General features: G+C 50.0%; 2 protein-coding genes. One reads left to right on the top strand and one right to left on the bottom strand.

Annotated features, from left to right (window positions below):
- Positions 1–198 precede the first annotated feature (198 nt).
- Positions 199–624 (bottom strand): nuclear transport factor 2 family protein, encoded by a 426-nt coding sequence (locus KDK16_RS04220; RefSeq protein WP_257274807.1) that lies wholly within the window; start codon positions 622–624, stop codon positions 199–201.
- A 168-nt stretch (positions 625–792) separates the two neighbouring features.
- On the opposite strand from KDK16_RS04220, the gene KDK16_RS04225 reads away from it, so the two are divergent.
- A partial coding sequence (locus KDK16_RS04225) for a hypothetical protein (RefSeq protein ID WP_257274808.1) occupies positions 793–2,113 on the top strand: 1,321 nt, incomplete at its 3' end.

The raw sequence follows: 2,113 nt of genomic DNA on the forward strand, positions 1-2,113 counted from the left end.
TAGACCAATTTATTGCAACCGCAGTAGGACAGCCTTGAGTCCGACAGGCTGCTAGCGTAATTGATTTTGCGATTGTTGCAATTTTATTTGACTGCTGTTAGTCAGGGAAAAGCCCGCTGCCCCATGCCCCAACCAGAACGGTTAAAAAGTGGAGTGACTCAAGACTAGTACAAGAATGCCTATCTTCTTCAGGGATCGTCAGCTGGCGGGAAAATCGGCTGAGGCCTGACCAATGGGAGAGGAGTGGATATGAGCTATTTTCCATGCTCCCTGATACTGTCTCAAAATATGTGTCGCCCTCAGAAACTGTAGTTCTACCACCGCCCACTCTACATCCCTGAGCCGGGTTTCTAACTGCCAGGTACTGCAGCAGGAAATCTGATCTGGTCCTTCCCAGGCAGACTCTATCCGGTATTTGACGGACAGGATTTCGAACTGGTTGAAGAGGGTTTCATACCAGAATTTCAGAGCTTCATGACCGTTAATCTGAGCACCTTCTGAGCTCCAGAACAGCAGGTCGTCTTCCGGTGCATAATGACCCAGCATACCAGCACTGTCCTGCTGAATGTAGTTTTCAGCCTGCCGATCAAACAATGATCGGATGGTCTCTCTGGTGTCCGCCATGTCGACCCTCTCCTGAATAGTGCCCTGTTCCTAAAATATTCATATAAAACTATAGGTAGAGTCAACGCAGGTTTTTTGACGAAATTTTCATAACCGGATCCAAAAACTTCGGAGCAAACTTCATACCTGTTGCTATGCTTAGGCATTTGGTCAATTGCCCTTTCAGTTATGAAAACACTTCTGAAGCCTCTTTTACTCTTACTGCTGATTCTGACTGGCTGGCAGGCTCAGGCCAATGAAGCCATCGACCTGATCAGAGAATACATTCGTGTCACCTATGGCAAGGATCTGAACATTACCAGTAGCCAGATTGAGCAGCTAAGCTGGGTCATGGATAACCCTGTTGCCACCCCGGAAATGTCGGCGGACCGGCTACCCTCTGACATACACTGGGAAATCCCTCGTGCCCTGTCCCGCCTTTATTCACTCCAGTTGCTGAAGTCCGGTACAGAAAAGGACTACGATGCCTTCATTCTGCCCCAGAAAGATCTGGCTGTGCCGGTCCTGAGCCTTCAGCACTTCAACCAATTGTCTGGGCTGATTCGCGGGCTCGATGAGGAGTCTTACGAAACACTGGCTGCCGCAGCGTTAATCAGTGCCGTCACCCTGTCACCAACTGCCAGGGAGCGAGCGTCGGTAGTTCTTGATACCAAACTACCGGAAGACAGTACTCGGTTCCTTGCGGTAACCGCTGATAAAGCCACCAGCATTTACCCGCTGGCAAAAGAAATTGCCAGAAAATACCGTTCCGACGGTCACAAATTCACCATCGTGTTCCTGTCAGACAGTCATCTGCGACATATGATGTACAACGAAGGTTCACTCAATATGTACAGCACTCTGAAAGAGGGCTTTCGCAGTGGCAAACTGAAGCCTGGAGACCTGAGCCTCTGGTATGCCTACTGGGTAGATAACATTGCCGGCTTCAGGGGGCATGTCAGTGCCAAAGGCTCCCTGTACCTGACGGAGAATACCTTCCGGGCAATGAACCAGATCAAGGTCGAACTGGACAAGCTTCAGAAAGATCCGGATTTTAATCCCATTCCTGCCTATCTGACGGCGCGAGCCCAGTGGCTGAAGCTCTCGAACGATAAAGGGCTGTCTACTCAGGAAGTCGAAGCTCTGGGTGCTCTGGCTGCAATGATGAGATTGTTTACTCCGGAAGAAGGCAGTCTGTTGCTGAAAGCCTTCAGCACGTTGCCCAAAGAGCAAAAGAAACGCTGGGTCGATCATGTTCAGTCTCAGCTTCAGACCACCGACTACGCAACACCGACTTACGCACCTGCGCTAATGGCTAACGCTCTGATTCTCAGCAATCTGGCCGAAACAGTAGAGAAGGTGTTGCCTTTTTACCTGAGTGCTCTGGACGTCGCAGCCCTGGCTAGAAAAACCGGCGAGCTGCCTAAAAGTACACCGTTGTCTTTCAGAGTCTTGGCCAATGACAAACAGGTTAAGATTATACTCAAGTCAGCACCACCCGGGATAGAGA

The organism is Endozoicomonas sp. SESOKO4, assembly GCF_024606275.1.